This is a genomic window from Parapedobacter defluvii, assembly GCF_014642075.1.
Taxonomy (GTDB): Bacteria; Bacteroidota; Bacteroidia; order Sphingobacteriales; family Sphingobacteriaceae; genus Parapedobacter; species Parapedobacter defluvii.
Genome location: NZ_BMIK01000022.1, coordinates 46,012 through 65,649 on the forward strand (window position 1 = coordinate 46,012; position 19,638 = coordinate 65,649).

The window sequence follows — 19,638 nt, forward strand, 5'->3', positions numbered from 1 at the left end:
GACGCGGAAAAAACGGATTTATGATGGATCTGCTCAATCTGCGTCCTCCGTGTCCTATCTTTTTTAATCCAGCTCAAATGTAAACTGGTCGTATTCGGCCGTGCGCCACGCATGTTGCCGTGTAGAAGGAGAGATGGCAAACAACGGTGAAAAGGTCCTGACATTGACCGTCTTCCCGTCTGGTAAAAATTCCAGGTAGCGTAACCAACCGTCTCCTCCGTTGCCGTGCCATCCACCACCCAATGCCTGCGCATTGAACACCATCTGCTGTACACGTTTTCCGGCGGCGTTGGTATCTGTCCGGAATCCGATATGCCCCAGTATATCATCGGGTTTACCGATATGCCCGCTGAACACCAGTTGGATATTTTTTGAAGGCTTTACCAGTTTCTCCCAAACTGCGGCACCATAGTTTCCATCGGTGATGGGATAACCTTCCTTGACGATGTGTTCACCCCCGGCATTAAGGAACGAATGGGTTAATAGGACAACCGTATAATCCGCATACTTTTCCTGATTGACAATTTCCAATGCCCAACGGAGCACGGTATCCCTCGGTGCGAATTCAAGCACCATGAAGAGAAATTTGCGTCCGTGAGGACTCATAAACTCGTATGTTGCATTGGTCAGCGATGGATAACCGTCATTGTCAATCCCAACATCCCGCAATAGCCGTTGCGATAAGGGATTCTTATCCACCGGAAAGTAGTGGTTATAATTCGTCCGGCGGTATTCGATACTCTTTACACCATAATCGTGATTACCTGTCGCTGCGATATAGGGTACCTTTCCATCCAATCGGCTAAATGCACCTGCCACCGCTTCCCATTGTTTCTTTCCAGGTTGATTGGCTTGAGTTCCATTCGGATTCAGCCAATCGTTGTGTTCCACCAAGTCGCCCGTGCACAGTACCATACCGATATTCAATGGCTCAATCTGTTCACTGACCCATCCCGTCATCAGTTCCAAAATCCCCTGATTGCGTTCAAACTTTACGTAACTCTGCGGGTCAGGTAGCAACACCAACGACCAGGAGCGGGGGTTGCTTAATGTGGGCGGCTGATAAGAAGCGATCTGTGCCTTGCCACCGAGCGTTGAAAAACCAATAAAAACAATGGCTAATAGCCGGATGAAGTAAGGAGTACGCATGATTAAAGATTTACTACATTTATAGATTTACCCTCAAGAAATGCCGCCAAATTTGAAACCACCATTTTCATCATGCGACTTCTTGCCTCGCGGGTAGCCCAGGCAATATGAGGCGTAATGAGGCAACTTTCGATACCAAACAACGGATGGTCCGAAGGAGGAGGCTCGGTGGATAGGACGTCCAGTCCGGCTCCGGCCAATTGTCCACGCTTCAGTGCATCGGCTAAATCTTCTTCTACGATAATCGGACCTCTGGACGTATTGAGCAGAAAGGCACTCGCTTTCATTTTGGCCAGCGTTCCGGCATGGATCAATCCCTTTGTCTGTGGAGTAAGCGGACAATGGATACTCACCACGTCCGACTGTTCCAACAATTCATCCAAACTCGCCCAGCTGAAATTACGGCGATGGGATTGATCGGTCTTTGTGCGGCTATATCCCAGTATTTTCATTCCAAATGCCGATGCTACATCGGCCACTTGCTGGCCGATATCACCAAATCCGATGATACCCAATGTTTTCCCCGAAAGTTCAACCAACGGGTATTCCCAGAAACAGAAATCGGGCGACTGCGACCACTTGCCTTTGGTTACACTATCACTGTGCCGTTGCACCCGTTGACATAATTCCAACAAGAGCGCAAATGTCAGCTGTACCACCGAATTGGTACCATATCCCGGCACATTGGTTACTACGACACCCCGTTGTTTGGCAACGTCTACATCGATGATGTTATAACCGGTAGCTAATACGCCGATATACCTCAATTTGGGAAGCTTTTCCAAGGTAGTCTTATCCAGCGGCACTTTGTTGGTGAATAGGGCCTCAGCGTCTTTTGCACGCTCCACAATATCCGGCACAGCAGTACGGTCATAAACAGTCAGGTTTCCATGCTGTTGCAGGTCACTCCAGCTTAAATCGCCCGGATTTAAGGTATAGCCATCTAATACAACGAGGTTCATTTGCGTATTTCCTTTAGAATCTCAATAATAAGAAGAACTTTTCAAATACGGGAAATATTCCACTTTTTTCAATTTTTTGACGATACCCTTGGCAGAATTTATATATTTTAGTCACCGTTCAAACAAAAGGCAAATGTTAATTGCGGTTCTGTCAGGTTTAATTGTTTCTATTTTATACGTCCCCTTTGGTAAATACCTCAAAGGCAGGCTTTCCATTTGTGTGTCGCTGTTGCCGATCACCCTGTTTGCTTATTTTGCCAGTTTTATCCCTTCTATCCGCGGAGGCAACCATGTTACCTTTCACTATCCGTGGGTTCCTTCCCTGGGTGTCAATTTTGATTTCCACCTGGACGGGCTTTCTCTCCTATTCAGTTTATTGATTACGGGTATAGGTTCATTGGTCTTTTTATATGCTGCACCTTACCTGCAGGGCCACCGATACCTCGATCGTTTCTATGCCTACCTGAGTTTATTCATGGCAGCCATGCTGGGCGTTGTACTGGCCGATAATGTGTTGTTGTTGTTTATCTTTTGGGAACTTACGAGCATCAGCTCTTTTTTTCTGATCGGTTTTAACAACGATAATGCCGATTCGAGGAAAAGCTCATTAATTGCATTGGGGATAACCGCCGGGGGAGGTTTTTTCCTGATGGCCGGTTTGATTCTGATGGGTCATCTTTCGGGCAGTTACTCAATCCAGGAGATGCTGGGCACGAATGAGTACCTGAAAAGCCATGCGCTGTATGGATGGATACTGGCATTAGTATTTGCAGGAGCATTCACGAAATCGGCGCAATTCCCTTTCCATTTCTGGCTCCCGGGAGCAATGAAAGCTCCTACGCCGGTGTCGGCTTATCTACATTCTGCCACTATGGTAAAGGCTGGCATATACCTGCTTGCCCGGCTCAATCCGGTGTTGGGCGGCACGGATTACTGGATGTACCCGCTCGTTATTGTTGGCGGTCTCACCATGCTTTACAGTGCGTTCCATTCCCTGTTCCGAACGGATTTGAAAGCCATATTGGCTTATTCAACCATCGCAGCACTGGGTATACTGGTTTTTCTCATCGGTATCGGCACCCCGGAATCGTTACTGGCAGCTTCGGTATTTATTTTGGTTCACGCATTATATAAAGCATCGCTATTTCTTACCACGGGCGTAATTGACCATGAAACAGGCACCCGTGATATCACGCAATTGGGTGGACTCCGTAAGGTTTTATGGCCGCTTTCCATTGCGGGGGTAGTAGCCGCTCTATCAAGCGCCGGTGTACCGCTTACCTTTGGCTTCATTGGCAAAGATCTGATCTACGAGGCAACGTTACACACACAGGGCATATTACCGATTGTTCTCACCGCGGTTGCCGTGCTTACCAACATATGGGTTTTATACGCCGGTTTTCTCGCAGGCATCAAACCTTTTGCCGGGGCGCTCCCCGAACGTTATGCTCACATCCACCTTCCAAATCCACTGATGTGGCTTGCCCCATTGCTGTTAGCGCTCTTGGGTTTATTATTTGGATGCTTCCCGTTTCTCGTGGATGGGGCCTTGTTGAATCCAGCCGCGCGGGCGATACTCCAGGCACCTATCGGAACACCTTTGAAGATCTGGCATGGTTTCAATCCTGTACTATTGCTCAGCGGCATCACATTGGCAATCGGCACCTTGCTGTATGTGATACGGAAGCCGTCATCTCACAACTTGGCTTTCGTTGAGCGGTTCAATACGCTTTCTCCCCGATATATCGTTGGCCGGATTGCCCGCTTTGCCAAGGTAATATCCCGTCGCTATACAAATACGCTACACAACGGCTTTCTACGGGTGTACTTACTACGGATTATCGTATTTGCCGTTTTACTGCTTGGATTCCGGCTGTTTACAGGGGGGGCCGTCAGCCTGACCTTAAACCACCTCTCTCCGATCAGTGCATATGAAATCATCGTAGCAGCCATTCTCATTGGGGCGATATTTCTGGCGGTCACCACGCCGTCGCGGCTTACCGCCGTGGTAGCCACCAGCGTCATCGGCTACTGCATTTGCCTCCAATTCGTATTTTACAGCGCACCCGATTTGGCGATGACCCAGTTTTCCATCGATACGCTCACGGTGGTTCTGTTCGTACTGGTACTTTTCCGGCTCCCACCCTTTCTCAATTTTGCGAACCGCTCAACCCGTCTGCGCGATTGGACAGTTGCATTGGCTTTCGGTGCCGTAATCTCACTGATTGCCATCCAGGTATTGAACCAGCCATTTGACGAGGCCGTCAGCCGCTTTTACGGTGACAACGCATACACGTTGGCTAAGGGAAAAAACGTGGTCAACGTAATTCTTGTCGATTTCAGAGGTTTCGACACGATGTTCGAAATTGTGGTATTGAGTATTGCAGCCATCGGCGTATTCAGTTTATTGAAATTAAGGCTTAAAGCATCGGAAAAAGAATAATATGAACAGCTCCATTTTAAAAACTGCGTCCAATTACCTGCTGCCCATTTTGCTGCTCTTCTCCGTCTTTCTGTTGCTGCGGGGGCATTATCACCCCGGCGGCGGATTCGTGGGCGGACTGATCGCTTCCATTGCTTTTGTACTGCATGGCTTTACCCACGGAACAGATGCTACGTTGCGACTGCTCCGGATCCATCCGGGTGTGCTGATCCCAGTAGGCCTGGGGCTTGCGGCGCTGAGCATGTTTGCGCCTGTATTAACCGGACAGCCGGTGATGACCGGATTGTGGATTGAAGAGCCCCTGCCCGTGATTGGCCTGATCGGCTCAGCATTGTTCTTCGACCTAGGGGTATACCTGGTGGTTATTGGAGTCGTACTCACCATTCTGTTTACCATTTCCCAATACAGCGAATAAGCATGGAAATTGTACTGGTTCTACTAATCGGCATACTGTACGCTTCGGGCATCTTCATGCTGCTCCGAAGGAGCATGGTGAAACTGTTGATCGGACTTACTTTGCTGGGAAATGGTGCCAACCTGTTGATTTTCTTACTGGGTAGGATTACCAAAGGAAAACCACCGGTCATTGATACCGCGGCCAAACTGTTTACCGACGTGTATGCCGATCCGGTTCCGCAAGCGTTGATTTTGACAGCGATTGTCATCAGTTTTGGTCTGCAGGCGTTTGCCATCGTTTTATTAAAACGGGTTTATGTACTGGTCAATTCAGATGATCTCGACGATTTGAACACACCGGAGGAAGAAGACATATGACAGATAACACACTTATTTTTCCGGTGCTTACACACCTCTTCACAGCCATCGTATCGCTCTTTTTCTGGCAGAAGACGGTCTCCCAGCGCATAATCAGCATTGTGGGAAGCGCCGTTGCCATGGGGCTATCCATCGAATTGTTCGTCAAGGTATGGACCGGTGGTATCCTCACCCTGCAGGCGGCAGGCTGGGATGCTCCTTTCGGTATTTCCTTTGTGGCCGACGTATTCAGTTGCAGCATGGTGCTGCTCACCTCGTTTTCGGGGTTTGCCGTATCGTTGTATTCGGCTACAGGCATCGCGCGCGCGCGGATGCTGTATGGCTATTTCCCCATCTTTCATTTCCTGTTGATGGGGCTCAACGGTGCATTCCTGACGGGTGATATCTTCAATCTTTACGTGTGGTTTGAAGTCATTATCATCGCGTCTTTTGTGCTTATGACATTAGGCGGCAGAAAGGCACAGATCGAGGGGTCCGTCAAATACATGGCGATGAACATCCTGGCTTCTGCATTTTTTCTTACCGGCATCGGCATTCTGTACGGCATCACCGGTACGCTCAACATGGCCGATCTATCGCTGAAAATCAGTGCGCTTGAAAACCGTAAATTAGTGGATATCACCGCCATCTTTTTTGTAATTGGATTTGGTATCAAGTCTGCGGTATTCCCTTTATATTTCTGGCTCCCCTCCTCTTACCATACGCCCCCATCGGCTGTAGCAGCAGTATTCGGTGGTTTATTGACCAAAGTAGGCATCTATGCGTTGTTCCGCGTCTTCACGTTGATTTTTATTCCGGACAACTTTCTCAGTACGTTATTGGTGGCATTAGCCATATTCACCATCCTGACTGGTACGTTTGGCGCCGTCATCAAAAACAATATCAGGCGCGTATTTTCCTACCTTATTGTCTGCCACATCGGCTTCATGGTAGGCGGATTGGGCATGTACTCAGAGATTGCGCTCACGGGCGCACTATTCTACCTGTTTCACGATATTTTGGTCAAGACAAACAGTTTTCTCATTGCAGGGCTCATCCGGAAACTACGCGGCACCATGAACATGGAAAAACTGGGTGGACTCTATGCTGAATACCCACTGCTTTCCCTGTTAATAGCCATCGTATTTTTCTCGCTGGTGGGCATACCTCCCCTATCCGGATTCTGGCCGAAAATCTATCTGTTTGAAGCCGGGTTTATGGATCGTCACTATGTGCTGATCGGAGCAATTATTGTCGGTAGCTTTGCTACACTCTACGTAATTGCCAACCTGTGGGCGCAGGTTTTTTGGAAAAATCCACCGGAGACGCCGGGCGACAGTCCGCTCACGGACGATTTCAAACCCATGACACGCTTCCGGAAAGCCCTGTTAGTTGCCCCCATTGCCTTTTTAGCAGCCATTACGTTGTATGTTGGTTTGGGAGCGGAGAACATTACGCTGGTGGTTCAGCATATTGCACGAGAAATGAAAGATCCATCGCCGTATATCGAAGCTGTTTTGAGCAAAAATATACCACAATAATTAGGAATGCCATGGTAAAACAATTTTTGATGAACCTTTTGCTCTCCTTTATTTGGGTAGCCTTAACAGGAGTGCTGTATTACACAAACTTCCTGTTTGGTTTTGCAATCGGTTTTTTTCTGATGTGGTTGATGAATCGCAACGAGAGCGATCAGCGCTATTTTACGCGGGTACCCAAAATCATTGGTTTTTTCCTGTATTTTCTCTATGAAATGATCAAAGCCAATATACAGGTTGCTTACGATGTGGTGACACCGAAATTTTTCATGAAACCGGGAATTGTAAAATATCCGATGAACGCAAAAAGCGAAATCGAGATTAATTTGCTTTCCACGGTAATATCGCTGACACCGGGTACGCTGATTCTCGACGTGAGCGAAGACCGAAAGGTATTGTATATCCACGTGATGTATTTGAAAGATAAGGAGCAGTTTATCCAGCAAATTAAAGACGGCTTCGAACGGAGGTTATTGGAAATCTTACGATGACACTGAGCACTTACATAGACTACGTGATTTTACCCATCCTGGGATTGTCCTTGCTACTGGTTTTTATCCGGCTGCTCCGGGGGCCGAATGTGGTTGATCGCGTTATCGCCCTGGATCTGCTCATTACCATTGGCGTAAGTGTCATTACGGTATACAGCATCAGCACGGAGAAATCAACTTTTATTGACGTGGCGATGATCCTTGCACTGATTGCCTTTTTGGGTACCATCGCATTTGCATATTATTTAGAAAAGAGAGGTAGAAAATGATAGCTATTCTAATCGGCATCCTATGCACCATCGGTGCATTAGCCATTCTCATCGCTGCAATTGGTATCCTACGCATGCCAGACTTTTACCTGCGCCTGTCCGTCACCGTCAAAGCGGCTACCCTGGGTGGCGGTCTTTTACTGCTTTGTGCCGCATTTTATTTTCCGGAAGAGGTTTCCGTAACCACCAAAGCAGTGGCCATCATCTTCTTTCTGACGCTTACAGCTCCGGTTGCTGCCCACCTCATCGCCCGGGCAGCCTATTTCATCGGCACCGAAAAATGGAGTGGTACAGTACGAGACGATCTTGCCGGCATGTACGACAAAGAGACGCATAAACTCAGCAGCGGAAAAAAGGATACAGAAAACTTCATGTAATTGCACTATTTCGGCAAATGAAACCGGAATCCCGTGCCGATAATCAACCCGTTCGAAAATACAGGTTGATTGGGAAGCTTGTCTGCTTTTGCTCCTGTCCCCACTCCCCCAATCTCTATAAAGTAATTGCCGTTTCTCCGGAAAAAAAACTCGAAACCAAACAGACCGTACCCACCGAATTTGGTACGGTCGGAAGAAAATTTATCCGAAGGAAACAGGCCAACGATGCCTCCTTCACTGTATAACCGGATGTCTCCTACATAACCAACTACCCCAATAAAGCCGAGTGAGGCATTGGAATAAGGTGTCCACGTTGTTGCCTCTTGGTCTGGATGCTCATAAAATAGGATATTGCCCCGCAAACGCACAGCTACCCTATCGTTCGCAAAATAAGGACTTGTAATGTTCAACCCCGCTCCGAAATCCTTTTGGTATTGATTCAGTTGAAAACCAAATCCGACACCCCGATCCAAGGGGGTATCCTGTCCAAATAACGCAAAGGTGTAGCATAGAAACACCACCCCACAGATAAGATACCTTTTTGTCCTGTCCATTCTAAAAGTCTTTGTTTTAACAATCGCATGGAACCTACATGATCATTTTTATCGCCTTTAGCGTAAGGCGATGAATAGGCAGGTTTTATCGATTCGTAAATCAGTGTTTAGAGGATAAGACGAGTCTATCCGCCGATGCGCTACAAAATTACGTCGATTAATGTCTTAGAATACCAAACATACGGGCGCGGGCACGGCAATGCGGTGCTGTGTATCGGTGAGCATACCTGTTTCTGTATTCCTTGCAAATACGACCACTTCATCCGTATTTTGGTTGGCAACCAGCAGGTACCTGCCATCCGGCGAAATCGCAAAGTTACGGGGTACGCGCCCTAATACCGATTGATTGCCTACCTTAACAAGCGTGCCATCTACACTCACACGGTAAATCGCCAGTGTGTTGGCGTCACCCCGATTAGAGGCATACAGAAATTTCCCATCGGGTGATAATTTGATGTCGGCAGCCCCATTTTTCCCCGAGAAGCCTTCTTCGTTTATCTCTACTTCTTGCACAGCTTTCAACTGTTCATTCTGTTGCCGATAAACCATCACCTTGGCTGTCATTTCCTGTACGAGGTAAACTACACTTCCATCTGCGGATTGCGCAATGTGCCGTGGGCCACCACCCGGTGCACTTTTAACAAAGGGCGGTGTTGCCGGAACCAATGGATGGTCCGCATTCGTCGGTTGAAAATCGTAAATATTAATCTTATCCGTTCCAAGGTCCTGCACATAGATGCGTCTTTCGTCGGGTGTAAAAAAAGCGGAATGCACATGCGGTTCCTGTTGCCTGGTTTTATCGGGCCCGCTACCCGTATGCTGAATCAATTGCTTAAGCGGACCCAGGCTGCCATCCCGCTCAATTGCAAACACGCTGATACTGCCACCGGTATAATTAGAGGCGATAACGTGTGTTCCCCCTTTATCGGTCGTGATATGGCACGGTGCATCTCCTTGCGTCAGCTGTTGGTTCAGTAATTTGAGTTTTCCCGTTGCCTTCTCATAGGTAAAGGCGCTAGCCGCGCCTCTGCCCGCTCCATTTTCATTGACCGCGTAGACATACTTTCCATCGGTGCTAAAGGTCAGGAAGGACGGGTTTTCCGATGCTGCCGTATTTTTCAGCGTGGCACTGCCTGTAGCCGGATCGAACGCATATACATAGATACCTTTGCTTTTCCCATTATCCGTATAGGTGCCGATCAATAGATCAATCGGGTGGTGCTGGGCAAAAATCATGGTGGGTAATGTGATTAAGAGAAACGCAATTTGTGTTTTCATTCGAAAATGATCTATTCTTAGTTGCCACATGGAACCTGCATATTCTTTGCCTTTTGTATTAGGCGTTGATAGGACAGGTTTCATCAAACAAAGCTATAACTAGAGTCAAAAACCGTACAATTTAGGAAGAAGAGGGATGACGAGTGATCATCTTCTCTCCCTCTCCCCCCACTGGTTCTTCTCTTAATGCGGCTAATCAATACCCAATAGCCGCCGGTTGCTAGCCTCATCGGCCTTTCCTCCGGCAAAATCGTCAAACGTCTTTTCCGTTACACGGATAATGTGATCCTGGATGAATACGGCTCCTTCACGCGCCCCATCTTCCGGATGCTTCAATGCACATTCCCACTCCATGACAGCCCAGCCTTTAAAGTCGTATGCCGTCAGCTTACTGAATATGGCTTTGAAGTCCACCTGCCCATCACCAAGCGAGCGGAATCGGCCGGCACGTTCTACCCAACCCGAATAACCTCCGTATACACCTTGCTTACCCGTGGGATTGAACTCGGCATCTTTCACATGGAACATCCGTATGCGTTCGTGGTAATGATCAATGTAGGATAAGTAGTCTAGGCACTGTAGCACAAAGTGTGAAGGGTCGTACAACAGGCACGCTCTTGGATGATTATCTACCTTTTCCAAAAAGCGCTCATAGCTTACTCCGTCATGCAGATCCTCACCGGGATGGATCTCATAACATACATCCACACCATGCTCATCAAACACATCCAATATGGGTCGCCAGCGCCTAGCTAATTCTTCAAATCCGGTATCTACCAATCCTTGTGGCCGCTGAGGCCAGGGGTATACGGTATGCCATAGCAGTGCCCCGCTGAAGGTACCATGCGCATTCAACTCTAGGTTGGCAGATGCCTGCGCTGCGTATTTCAGTTGCTGTACCGCCCACTCGGTCCGGGCTTTTGGATTGTTGTGGTACTGCGCAGGTGCAAATCCATCAAACAGCTGATCGTATGCCGGATGCACCGCCACCAATTGTCCCTGTAAATGCGTGGATAGTTCAGTAATCTCAAGACCAATTTCATTTGCCAACCCCTTAATTTCATCTGCATAAGTTTTGCTTTCGGCCGCCTTTTGCAAGTCAAAATAAGAGGTTGCCCATGTGGGGATCTGAATACCTTTGAATCCCAACCCCTTTGCCCACCGGCAAATGGCCTCGAAAGAATCAAACGGGGGTTGATCGCCTAAAAACTGCGCCAGGAAGATCCCTGGTCCTTTTAGTGTCTGCATCTTTATCTCATTTAAAATAAAACAATTATTCTCTGCCCCTACACGGTAAAAGGGGTCCACTTTTCACTGCTTTCGCTGCTACGTACCACGTTATCCAGAAACGCCATTCCACGCACGCCATCGTCTACAGACGGGAAATCGTAATCGTTGATTTCTGCTCCTGAAAGTTTTGCCCGCAGCGCATTTCCGAATAGTTTATAGAGGTTGGCAAAAGCCTCGAGGTATCCTTCCGGGTGTCCCGAAGGAGTACGGCACAGGGATGCCGCTTCAGCCGACAGCCCGGGGCCGTTTGCCCGATAGATTTGTGTAGGCTGATCCAACCACCTCACCAGTAACGTGTTAGGCTCCTGCTGATGCCATTCCAACCCACCATTTTCTCCATAAACGCGTATCTTCAGGGCGTTTTCTTCACCAGCGGCAACCTGCGAAGCGATCAGCACCCCGCTTGCACCGTTGTCAAATTGAAGCAATACATTGCCATCGTCGTCCAATTTCCTTCCTTCAACATAGGTATACAGTGAAGCACAGAGTTGTGTGGTCTTCAGTCCCGAGATAAACTCAGCGAGATGCAGCGCATGTGTACCGATGTCGCCCATGCAGCCGGCTTTGCCTGATTTTGCAGGATCTGTACGCCAGGATGCCTGTTTGTTGCTGTCATCCTGTTCGCGACTCAGCCAGCCCTGCGGATATTCTACATAAATTTTCCGGATTTTGCCTAAAGCACCGTCGCGCACCAATTTCCTCGCCTGCCTGACCATGGGATAGCCTACATACGTATGGGTCAATAAAAATAGCAACCCCGTCTCATCCACCTTTTCTTTAAGCTTTTTGGCTTCGGCCGAATCGAAGGTCATCGGTTTGTCCAGCACAACATGGAATCCATTTTCCAGCGCCAGCATTGCCGGGCTAAAATGAACGTGATTCGGCGTAACGATACTAACAAAATCCATGCGTTCGCCTTCCGGTAATTCACGCTCCCGTTCAATCATCTCCTGATAACTCCCATACACCCGGTTCTCCGGAAGGAACAGGGAACGCCCGCTCTCCTTGGATTTTGATGCATCTGAGCTGAACGCTCCGCAGATCAATTCAATCTGGTTATCTAACTGGGCGGCAATGCGGTGCACTTCCCCGATGAAGGCTCCCTGGCCGCCCCCTACCATCCCCATCCTGAGTTTACGATTGATGCTGTTGTTGACCATAATTATACTGATTTTGATTTAATTTTTTTCTGCTATCGTTGGCATTACCCTTGGTTATCGGCAGCTGTTTCACGGAACCGCCGATACGCAAAAATAGCATTAATACCCAAAAAAACCTGCTTTACTTTAAACATTTTACGAACGGGGGCAATTGTGTTAAAAATGGTTAAATTCCCGTTCTATTGCGCACAAATATGTACTTTAGCTTCTTGAATTATAAATGGGTGCCGTGTTGTTTGGAAACTAAATGGTTAGGGTATTTATATCAATCGCTGTCATTTCTATATCGTTGTTAGTAGCATGTCATCGCGAAAAGCCGAAACCGTTGGCGAGATCATTTGACCGGTTTTTATACCCCGAAGATTTACAGGGAGTTGTACCTGCCGGTGTGAGCAGTGACGACAGCATCCAACTGATTAATGCTTACATTGAACAGTGGACACGTCAACAGGCGCTATTGCATTACGCCCAGCGCAACATCAAGATTAATACGAAACGATTGGAAGCGCAAGTCGAAGAATACAAAAACGGATTGATTGTTTATGAATATGAGCAAGCATTGGTGAGCCAAAAACTTGATACGGTGGTTACCGATGCGGAAATCCGTACATACTACGATACCCAACGGGAGTTATTCATACTCAAACAACCGATCTTGAAACTTTCTTACATTCGCTTACGCACCGATGCTCCTGAGCTGGACCGGGTAAAGCGGTTGTTTCTTTCGCCCGATTTTGAAGAACAGGATTTGCTGGAAAAATATTGTGCCCGTTACGCCATCCAATACAGCCTGCGTGACACAACCTGGCAGTATGCCGACAACCTCATAAAAAAAATCCCCCTTTCACACATCAGCGAAGAAAACTACAGCCGTACCGGGCGAATTTTTGAAATAATTGAAAATAATGAATTATATCTGATAATTTTGCACGATTCGAAGTTCAGGGATGCCCGCTCGCCGCTGTCATTGGAATATGACAACATCCGCAACCTGATTTTGAATAAACGCAAAATAGATTTGGTTGACCAAATGCAAAAAAGCATCGTAACGGATGCCCGAAAAAAAAACAACATTGAAATATATAACTAAATGAATAGAAATCGCTGCATTTTTCTGTTTTTGATCCTAATAGGTATTTGCTATCGGGGATTGGCCCAGGAGGCAAAAGTAATCGACAAAGTGGCAGCCGTGGTGGGTTCCAATATCATCCTCCAATCGGAAATTGAGATGCAATATGCCCAATACCTTGCACAAGGCAATAAGGCAGATGACGATTTCAAATGTTACATCCTGCAACAGCAGCTTACCCAAAAACTATTGGCCCAGCAAGCCGCCATTGACTCCATTGATGTAAGTGAAGGCGAAGTGGATGACAACATCAATTCCCGCTTACGTTACATGTCCAACCAGGCAGGGGGACAGGAAAGGCTTGAACGGTTCCTCAATCGTTCGTTGCTTCAATACAAGGAAGAAATGCGCCCGAGTGTATATGAGCAACTGAAAGCCAACAAAATGCAGCAGAATATTGTATCGGGCATCGATGTGACTCCCCTCGAAGTCAAACGTTATTTTGAATCTTTGGATAAAGATAGTCTCCCTTATTTCAACACCGAGGTGGAAGTGGGTGAATTGGTTGTCTTTCCGCAGCTTACCCGTGAGGAAAAGCAACAGTTTCGTGACCGGGCAGAGGACTTACGCCGCCAGGTAGCCGAGGGGGCTGATTTTGCGACAATAGCCCGTTTATATTCGCAGGACGGCGGTTCGGCTCCCTATGGGGGTGATTTAGGTTTCCACACACGGGATATGATGGTAAAAGAATACACCGCGGTGGCTTTTCGTATGAAACCAGGCGAACTCTCGCCAGTTTTTGAATCTGAACACGGGTTCCACTTTCTGGAAGTATTAGAACGTCGCGGCGAAGAGGTCCGCACTCGGCATATCCTCGTTCAGATCAAGCCCTCGGCAGCCAGTTTGGACCGTGCCAAAACACATATCGACAGCATTTATCAGCACGTTGTTGATAAAAAAATTGATTTTTATACCGCTGCAACGCTTTATTCCGATAATAAGGAAACCAAATACAACGGGGGGATGCTGCTCAATATGGAAAACCAGCAAAGCCGCACCACATTGATTCCCGCAGATAAACTCGATGCTTCGATATTTACGGCCATTGACACCCTGCAACCCGGACAATTTTCCCGGCCAGCCGAATTTACCGACCGGACCGGAAAAACGGGATATCGGTTTACCTATCTCAAATCGCGTACCCCTCCTCATCAGGCAAACCTTGAGCAGGACTTTGCTAAAATCAAGGAAGCTGCCCTGCAGGACAAGATCAACCGCAAGTTAAGCGAATGGTTTGAAGGTCGACGCAAGGTAACTTTCATCGATATTAATCAAGAATACCATGACTGCGACGATCTGAAGATCTGGCTGAAAGATCAGGATGGAACAGCAGTGGCCCAGCGTTGATTTGCTAAGCTTCAAATAGCATTTCAATAATAACCCGCCACTGAAAGTCCGGCTGCAACTGCCATATCCGGACGTAATTGCATTTTAGTTGGTCGGTTTTTGTGGCTACGGTAGCGGTGCCGTACGAGTAAGCAAGTTCTCCGCTGTAAGACCGGCTTGCTACCAATGACTCGGCCTGAATAGCCATATCCTGCTTTTTGACAAATGATAGAATATTTTCTTTGCCAACAATCGGTGTATTCCAAGGGAAATAAAAGCGGGCGTCATCTGCCAAAAATTCGCCGTAAGCGATAGCAGCGTTTGATTTTAACACGGCAGACAGCAATTGGTCGTTGCTCAATACAATTTCCTTTCGCTGCTGTATCCGCTCTTTTGTTCTGAATCTCGTATAATCTTTATCGTCAGGTTCAATGTATTTGAGTTCCGGCTCTTCTTTGCCGCCCTTGTGTTCAATCTGCGCACGTAAGTTTATCTTCCAATTTCCTTTGCGGTCGCGATGCCACACGGTAAGGTACTCGCCATACCGTTTTATCGCTCCAACACGCTGAAAGGAAAGCGAACCTACGGTTACTCCCCACTCCATACTTTTAGCTACCGCAGCGAAAGCCGGTTTCCATGTCATCACATCCGGAATATTGGGCCGGCTATCCAAGTATTCAAGTGCTCCTACCGGTGCCGGGGTGAAAAACAGTGAGTTCTTATCGACAATAGACCGCAATGCGGTATACGGCCCTTCCGTAGCCGAAAGCCGGGCGGCTGTTCGGTCTGCTGCCAGCAAACTACCGACCTTTCCAAGTACCTGCGCGAAGGACGAAGCCGACCACAGAAGAAAATAAACGGATACGAAAATCCGGATCATGTGACTCATCAAATTGATTCTGAATTCAAATCTTATTCCAAAGTGTCCCCTCTTTACTGTCTTTGAGTTGGATACCGATCGCGCTCAGCCCCTCTCGAATGCGATCGGACGTTGCATAATCTTTATTTTGTTTGGCTTCATTGCGGAGCTCAATGATTACCTCCATTACTTTTTCAAAATCATCGGATCCTGTATTGTCATCCAATAGACCCAGTACGTCATGTACAAAATGCTGCATTAACGTACGCAATTCCTCCAATGAAAGCGGGTCTATGGTCAGTTTACCATCGTATAGGCTATTGACGATACGGACGGCCTCAAACAATTCAGCAATTAACACAGGACTATTGAAATCGTCGTCCATCGCCTCGTAGCAGCGCTGCCTCAGCGCCGCTACATCACTCTCCGCCTTTTTACCCGAAGCCTTTAATTTAGGTAGCAGTGCCATTGCGTTCATCAACCGCTTATACCCCCTATCTGCGGCCTCCAATGCTTCATTCGAAAAATCGAGTGTGCTCCGATAGTGGGCCTGCAACATGAAAAAGCGTACCGCCATCGGCGAATACCCGCGATTCAGCAAGGGATGCGATCCACTGAAGAGCTCATGAGGCAGGAAACCGTTACCGGCAGATTTAGACATCCGTGTGCCATTTACCGTCAGCATATTTGTATGCATCCAATACTTAGCAGGCTGGGTGTGGTTGCAAGCCTGAGACTGTGCAATTTCATTGGTGTGGTGTGTAGCAGCAAGGTCCATTCCGCCTCCATGGATATCAAACTGATCGCCCAGGTATTTGCGGCTCATTGCCGAGCACTCGATATGCCATCCCGGGAATCCCACTCCCCAAGGTGAGGGCCAGCGCATGATGTGCTCAGGCTTGGCTTTGATCCATAATGCGAAATCCAACCGACCCCGCTTTTCGTCCTGACCGTTCAGTTCCCGGGTATTGTTCAGCAGATCTTCCAATTTCCGATTGGTGAGAATGGTGTAATCGTATTCTTTTACATATTTCTCCACATCGAAATACACCGTTCCGTTTACTTCGTATGCATAACCCTGCTCCAGGATTTTCTGAACCATGGCAATCTGTTCAGAGATATGGCCCGTAGCCGTCGGCTCAATATTGGGTGGCAACGTATTAAACAGCCGCAGCACCTCGTGAAACCCAAGCGTATATTTCTGCACAATCTCCATGGGTTCCAACTGTTCCAGTTTGGCCTTTTTTGCAAACTTATCGTCTCCTTCATCGTTATCACCTTCCAAGTGTCCTGCGTCCGTGATGTTACGGACATAACGCACCTTGTAACCCAGGTGAGTCAGGTATCGGAATATCAGGTCGAAAGACACAAACGTACGGCAATTGCCCAGATGCACATCGCTGTATACCGTGGGGCCGCACACATACATTCCGACGAAAGGCGGATTCAGCGGTTCGAACTTCTCTTTTTTTCTTGTTAACGTATTGTAAAGAACCAAACGGTTGTCCATGGGCGCGAAAATACGAATTTATTTCTGCCTGAAATACACCTGTACAGGAACACCCTCGAAATCGAAGTTTTCACGCAGCTTGTTCTCTACAAAGCGTTTGTAAGGCTCTTTGATGTATTGCGGCAGGTTGCAGAAAAAGGCAAACATCGGCGACTTCCCCGTCAATTGGGTTACGTATTTAATTTTGATGTATTTGCCTTTGGTAGCCGGAGGTGGGTAATTTTCGATGATGGGCAGCATCACGTCATTCAGTTTTGACGTGGGCACCTTTTTTGTCTTATTTTGATATACGCGGGTTGCTACTTCAATCGCCTTAAAAATCCGCTGTTTTTCGGTGACCGAAGTAAAAACAATCGGTACATCTGAAAACGGTGCGATTTTCTCGCGGATGAGGTCTTCAAATACCTTGGTGGTTTTGTGGTTTTTCTCGATAAGATCCCACTTATTCACCAAGATCACAATTCCCTTTTTATTCTTTTCAGCAAGATGGAAAATATTGATATCCTGTGCTTCAATGCCTTCAGTCGCATCCAGCATGAGGATGACCACATCTGATTCTTCCAAGGCTTTGATGGTCCGCATGACGGAATAAAACTCAATGTTTTCTTTTACCTTTGCCTTACGCCGCAACCCTGCTGTATCAATGAGAATAAAATCGTGTCCGTACTGATTATAGTGTATGCGGATGGAATCCCGGGTAGTACCCGCCACGGGGGTCACGATATTGCGCTCTTTACCAATCAAGGCATTGATCATCGAAGACTTGCCGACATTCGGCCGGCCAACGATGGTAAACTTCGGTCGATCTTCGGTTTCCTCCTCCTCCTGCTCAAAGTGCTTGACCACTTCGTCCAGCAGCTCGCCGGTGCCCGAACCCGTCATTGATGAGAGCGGATAAATTTCGCCCAGCCCGAAGCTATAGAAAATACTGGCTTCCTGTTGCAGAAGCGGATGGTCTACCTTATTGACGACCACAAAAACCGGTTTCTTGCTACGGCGTAGCACATCGGCAATGGCATCGTCCAGATCGGTGATGCCCGTAGTGACATCCACCATAAACAAAATGACCGATGCCTCTTCGATGGCAATCAGCACCTGCTCACGGATGGCGGCTTCGAAGACATCCTCGGAGCCGTGCACATATCCACCGGTATCGACCACCGCAAATTTCTTTCCGATCCATTCCCCTTGGCCATAATGCCGGTCGCGCGTTACCCCGCTGTAATCGTCAACAATCGCCTTACGGCTTTCCGTCAACCGGTTATACAAGGTAGATTTCCCGACGTTTGGTCGTCCTACTATTGCGATGATATTTGCCATGAAAACTCGCTATTCGTTAATTGCCTTCACTCCGGGAAGTTCCTTGCCTTCCATGTATTCGAGCAGCGCCCCCCCCCCCGTACTCACGTAGCTTACATGTTCGGTCATACCAAATTTACTGACTGCAGCTGCGGAATCACCACCACCGATCAGCGAAAAGGCGCCACGTTCGGTGGCAGCTACCACTGCGTCGGCAACCGCTTTGGTACCTTTGGCAAATTTATCCATTTCAAATACACCCATCGGTCCATTCCATAGGATGGTGTTCGAAGCCAGGATCACCTGTGCAAAATGCTCGCCAGATTCCTTTCCGATATCCAATCCCATTTTATCAGCGGGAATGGCATCGTTGGGACCGTCATAGGCAGGTGAATCCGGAGAAAACTCATCGGCAATCTGACAGTCGGTGGGCAGTACCAGATTGACTCCCTTTTCGTCTGCTTTCTTCACCAAATTGTTGGCAAGGTCCAGTTTATCCAATTCCACCAGCGACTTCCCGATTTCACCGCCGCGCGCTTTTACAAAGGTATACGCCATACCCCCACCGATGATCAAGTTATCAACCTTATCCAACAGGGCTTCAATCAGTTCCAGCTTATCAGACACCTTGGCACCCCCCATAATAGCGGTAAACGGGCGCTGCGGATGATTCAATACTTTTTCAGCATTACCAATTTCGGCGGCCATCAGGTATCCGAAATACTTGGCATCGGGGAAAAACTGCGCAATGACCGCTGTCGAAGCATGTGCACGGTGCGCCGTACCAAATGCATCGTTCACATATACGTCGCCCAATTTAGCCAGCTTTTCTGCAAAATCTTTATCGCCTTTTTCCTCTTCTTTGTAGAAGCGCAGGTTTTCCAATAACAGCACTTCACCTGGTTTAAGGGCCGCAGCTTTGGAAAAAGCTTCATCGCCAATGCAATCATTGGCAAACTGTACCGTTACACCCAACACATCAGACAGGTGCTTAACGATGTGCTTCAACGAGAATTTCTCTGTAGGGCCTTCTTTTGGCCTTCCGAGATGAGACATCAGGATGACCGACCCACCGTCGTTCAATATCTTCTTGATCGTTGGTGCCGCACCTTGTATACGGTTGTCATCGGTGATGTTGTACTGCTCATCCAGGGGCACATTGAAATCTACGCGTATCAATGCTTTTTTACCGGAAAAATCTAAATTGTCTATGGTCTTCATACTATCTTTTACTTATTTTGGGGTAACAAA

At 47.7% G+C, this 19,638-nt stretch carries 19 protein-coding genes; 9 read left to right on the plus strand and 10 right to left on the minus strand.

The annotated features are described in order from the left end of the window. Positions 1–63: 63 nt before the first annotated feature. Both IEX60_RS21160 and IEX60_RS21165 read right to left on the minus strand, forming a co-directional pair. Positions 64–1,149: a metallophosphoesterase gene (locus IEX60_RS21160; RefSeq protein WP_188753396.1), complete on the minus strand. Its 1,086-nt coding sequence runs from the start codon at positions 1,147–1,149 to the stop codon at positions 64–66. 2 nt (positions 1,150–1,151) lie between these two features. Beyond that, entirely contained in the window at positions 1,152–2,111 is a 960-nt protein-coding gene (locus IEX60_RS21165) for a D-2-hydroxyacid dehydrogenase (protein ID WP_188753397.1), read from the minus strand. A gap of 133 nt (positions 2,112–2,244) precedes the next feature. Here IEX60_RS21165 and IEX60_RS21170 point away from each other — a divergent pair, with 133 nt between their 5' ends. From IEX60_RS21170 to mnhG, 7 genes are read left to right on the plus strand one after another with little or no spacing between them, the layout of a single operon-like run. Further along, on the plus strand, positions 2,245–4,554 hold the full coding sequence (locus IEX60_RS21170; protein ID WP_188753398.1) for a putative monovalent cation/H+ antiporter subunit A: 2,310 nt from the start codon (positions 2,245–2,247) through the stop codon (positions 4,552–4,554). A gap of 1 nt (position 4,555) precedes the next feature. Beyond that, a complete protein-coding gene (locus IEX60_RS21175; RefSeq protein ID WP_188753399.1) occupies positions 4,556–4,969 on the plus strand; it encodes a Na+/H+ antiporter subunit B in 414 nt (137 codons plus the stop codon). Positions 4,970–4,971: 2 nt separating this feature from the next. Continuing rightward, on the plus strand, positions 4,972–5,328 hold the full coding sequence (locus IEX60_RS21180) for a Na+/H+ antiporter subunit C (protein WP_188753400.1): 357 nt from the start codon (positions 4,972–4,974) through the stop codon (positions 5,326–5,328). Continuing rightward, the gene (locus IEX60_RS21185; protein WP_188753401.1) at positions 5,325–6,848 is read left to right on the plus strand and encodes a proton-conducting transporter transmembrane domain-containing protein; all 1,524 of its coding nucleotides are present in this window, start codon (positions 5,325–5,327) and stop codon (positions 6,846–6,848) included. Before IEX60_RS21180 ends, IEX60_RS21185 begins: the two co-directional genes overlap by 4 nt. Before the next feature lie 29 nt (positions 6,849–6,877). Next, entirely contained in the window at positions 6,878–7,336 is a 459-nt protein-coding gene (locus IEX60_RS21190) for a Na+/H+ antiporter subunit E (RefSeq protein WP_229717693.1), read from the plus strand. Continuing rightward, positions 7,333–7,605, plus strand: a complete 273-nt coding sequence (locus tag IEX60_RS21195; RefSeq protein WP_188753403.1) for a monovalent cation/H+ antiporter complex subunit F — start codon at positions 7,333–7,335, stop codon at positions 7,603–7,605. The genes IEX60_RS21190 and IEX60_RS21195 overlap by 4 nt, the downstream gene beginning before the upstream one ends. Then, positions 7,602–7,982, plus strand: a complete 381-nt coding sequence (gene mnhG / locus IEX60_RS21200) for a monovalent cation/H(+) antiporter subunit G (RefSeq protein ID WP_188753404.1) — start codon at positions 7,602–7,604, stop codon at positions 7,980–7,982. The genes IEX60_RS21195 and mnhG overlap by 4 nt, the downstream gene beginning before the upstream one ends. Before the next feature lie 5 nt (positions 7,983–7,987). On the opposite strand, the gene IEX60_RS21205 is transcribed toward mnhG, so the two are convergent. The 4 genes from IEX60_RS21205 to IEX60_RS21220 form a co-directional block, all read right to left on the minus strand. After that, positions 7,988–8,536, minus strand: coding sequence for a hypothetical protein (locus IEX60_RS21205; protein ID WP_188753405.1), 549 nt, complete (start codon positions 8,534–8,536; stop codon positions 7,988–7,990). A gap of 165 nt (positions 8,537–8,701) precedes the next feature. Then, on the minus strand, positions 8,702–9,814 hold the full coding sequence (locus IEX60_RS21210) for a lactonase family protein (protein ID WP_229717694.1): 1,113 nt from the start codon (positions 9,812–9,814) through the stop codon (positions 8,702–8,704). A 192-nt stretch (positions 9,815–10,006) separates the two neighbouring features. Next, positions 10,007–11,062 carry a sugar phosphate isomerase/epimerase family protein gene (locus IEX60_RS21215; protein ID WP_188753406.1) on the minus strand — a complete coding sequence of 352 codons (1,056 nt, stop codon included), beginning with the start codon at positions 11,060–11,062 and terminating at the stop codon, positions 10,007–10,009. A 38-nt stretch (positions 11,063–11,100) separates the two neighbouring features. Beyond that, on the minus strand, positions 11,101–12,264 hold the full coding sequence (locus tag IEX60_RS21220; RefSeq protein WP_229717695.1) for a Gfo/Idh/MocA family protein: 1,164 nt from the start codon (positions 12,262–12,264) through the stop codon (positions 11,101–11,103). Positions 12,265–12,589: 325 nt separating this feature from the next. Between IEX60_RS21220 and IEX60_RS21225 the strand changes: the two genes are divergently transcribed. Both IEX60_RS21225 and IEX60_RS21230 read left to right on the plus strand, forming a co-directional pair. Then, complete coding sequence (locus IEX60_RS21225) at positions 12,590–13,354, plus strand: hypothetical protein (RefSeq protein WP_188753407.1); 765 nt, start codon at positions 12,590–12,592, stop codon at positions 13,352–13,354. Further along, a complete protein-coding gene (locus IEX60_RS21230) occupies positions 13,355–14,740 on the plus strand; it encodes a peptidylprolyl isomerase (protein WP_188753408.1) in 1,386 nt (461 codons plus the stop codon). A gap of 4 nt (positions 14,741–14,744) precedes the next feature. Here the strand turns inward: IEX60_RS21230 and IEX60_RS21235 are convergent, their stop codons facing one another. The 4 genes from IEX60_RS21235 to IEX60_RS21250 are packed head-to-tail and all read right to left on the minus strand — an operon-like array spanning position 14,745 to position 19,608. Continuing rightward, complete coding sequence (locus tag IEX60_RS21235) at positions 14,745–15,608, minus strand: DUF4440 domain-containing protein (RefSeq protein WP_188753409.1); 864 nt, start codon at positions 15,606–15,608, stop codon at positions 14,745–14,747. Positions 15,609–15,624: 16 nt separating this feature from the next. Further along, positions 15,625–17,088, minus strand: a complete 1,464-nt coding sequence (cysS, locus tag IEX60_RS21240; protein WP_188753410.1) for a cysteine--tRNA ligase — start codon at positions 17,086–17,088, stop codon at positions 15,625–15,627. An 18-nt stretch (positions 17,089–17,106) separates the two neighbouring features. Next, on the minus strand, positions 17,107–18,408 hold the full coding sequence (gene der / locus IEX60_RS21245; RefSeq protein WP_188753411.1) for a ribosome biogenesis GTPase Der: 1,302 nt from the start codon (positions 18,406–18,408) through the stop codon (positions 17,107–17,109). A gap of 9 nt (positions 18,409–18,417) precedes the next feature. Continuing rightward, the gene (locus tag IEX60_RS21250) at positions 18,418–19,608 is read right to left on the minus strand and encodes a phosphoglycerate kinase (protein WP_188753412.1); all 1,191 of its coding nucleotides are present in this window, start codon (positions 19,606–19,608) and stop codon (positions 18,418–18,420) included. Positions 19,609–19,638 lie beyond the last annotated feature (30 nt).

Excerpts from the sequence above, each read along its gene's own strand:
- der (WP_188753411.1), bottom strand. The coding sequence starts at position 18,408 with ATGGCAAATATCATCGCAATAGTAGGACGACCAAACGTCGGGAAATCT.
- cysS (WP_188753410.1), bottom strand. The coding sequence starts at position 17,088 with ATGGACAACCGTTTGGTTCTTTACAATACGTTAACAAGAAAAAAAGAG.
- IEX60_RS21160 (WP_188753396.1), bottom strand. The coding sequence starts at position 1,149 with ATGCGTACTCCTTACTTCATCCGGCTATTAGCCATTGTTTTTATTGGT.
- IEX60_RS21205 (WP_188753405.1), bottom strand. The coding sequence starts at position 8,536 with ATGGACAGGACAAAAAGGTATCTTATCTGTGGGGTGGTGTTTCTATGC.
- IEX60_RS21180 (WP_188753400.1), top strand. The coding sequence starts at position 4,972 with ATGGAAATTGTACTGGTTCTACTAATCGGCATACTGTACGCTTCGGGC.
- IEX60_RS21215 (WP_188753406.1), bottom strand. The coding sequence starts at position 11,062 with ATGCAGACACTAAAAGGACCAGGGATCTTCCTGGCGCAGTTTTTAGGC.
- IEX60_RS21220 (WP_229717695.1), bottom strand. The coding sequence starts at position 12,264 with ATGGTCAACAACAGCATCAATCGTAAACTCAGGATGGGGATGGTAGGG.
- IEX60_RS21170 (WP_188753398.1), top strand. The coding sequence starts at position 2,245 with ATGTTAATTGCGGTTCTGTCAGGTTTAATTGTTTCTATTTTATACGTC.
- IEX60_RS21190 (WP_229717693.1), top strand. The coding sequence starts at position 6,878 with ATGAACCTTTTGCTCTCCTTTATTTGGGTAGCCTTAACAGGAGTGCTG.
- IEX60_RS21165 (WP_188753397.1), bottom strand. The coding sequence starts at position 2,111 with ATGAACCTCGTTGTATTAGATGGCTATACCTTAAATCCGGGCGATTTA.
- mnhG (WP_188753404.1), top strand. The coding sequence starts at position 7,602 with ATGATAGCTATTCTAATCGGCATCCTATGCACCATCGGTGCATTAGCC.
- IEX60_RS21175 (WP_188753399.1), top strand. The coding sequence starts at position 4,556 with ATGAACAGCTCCATTTTAAAAACTGCGTCCAATTACCTGCTGCCCATT.
- IEX60_RS21210 (WP_229717694.1), bottom strand. The coding sequence starts at position 9,814 with ATGAAAACACAAATTGCGTTTCTCTTAATCACATTACCCACCATGATT.
- IEX60_RS21195 (WP_188753403.1), top strand. The coding sequence starts at position 7,333 with ATGACACTGAGCACTTACATAGACTACGTGATTTTACCCATCCTGGGA.
- IEX60_RS21250 (WP_188753412.1), bottom strand. The coding sequence starts at position 19,608 with ATGAAGACCATAGACAATTTAGATTTTTCCGGTAAAAAAGCATTGATA.
- IEX60_RS21185 (WP_188753401.1), top strand. The coding sequence starts at position 5,325 with ATGACAGATAACACACTTATTTTTCCGGTGCTTACACACCTCTTCACA.
- IEX60_RS21235 (WP_188753409.1), bottom strand. The coding sequence starts at position 15,608 with ATGAGTCACATGATCCGGATTTTCGTATCCGTTTATTTTCTTCTGTGG.
- IEX60_RS21230 (WP_188753408.1), top strand. The coding sequence starts at position 13,355 with ATGAATAGAAATCGCTGCATTTTTCTGTTTTTGATCCTAATAGGTATT.